This is a genomic window from Paraburkholderia sp. BCC1884 (assembly GCF_900996225.1).
Classification (GTDB): domain Bacteria; phylum Pseudomonadota; class Gammaproteobacteria; order Burkholderiales; family Burkholderiaceae; genus Paraburkholderia.
The window spans coordinates 1-444 of the sequence record NZ_CAAJGL010000034.1 but is presented as its reverse complement, the minus strand read 5'-3'; the positions used below and the strand labels follow the sequence as shown (position 1 = coordinate 444).

The 444-nt window shown below is 70.0% G+C and carries 1 pseudogene; it reads right to left on the bottom strand.

Features of this window, described 5'->3' with window-relative positions:
* A pseudogene (locus tag FQ705_RS02870) lies at positions 1-444 on the bottom strand (hypothetical protein); the annotation flags it as partial.

Genomic DNA, 444 nt, shown 5'->3' with positions numbered 1-444 from the left:
CCGAGGTGACGTTGAACACGCGCGGCGCGATCCAGAAGCTCTGCGCCAGCGCCGCGTCGGCGATGCCGCCGCGCAGCCGGTAGGCGCTGTAGAAACGGCCGTCGTCCATGTTGCGGCTGTTGGCGATCGGCGCGATCGCGCTCGCGTAGAACTCGGCACCGCGCCAGAGCGGCACGAAGGCGCGCAGTTCGGCGCCCACCGAATAGTCGAAGTTGCCGTAGTCGGTGCCGTACAGATAGCGGGTGACCGGCGCGATCTCGAAGCGCACCAGGCTGTGGCGGCCGGTCTTCGTGGACCAGTCGATGGCGGAGGCCGCGTAGGTCGGGCGCATGCGCATGGTCAGCGAGGCATCGGCCGCGGTGGGCGAGCCTCCGGCCAGGAAGGCCGCGTAGGCGCCGCGATCGACGCTGACTTCCGCGATCGCCTGGTCGGCCTTGCGGATCA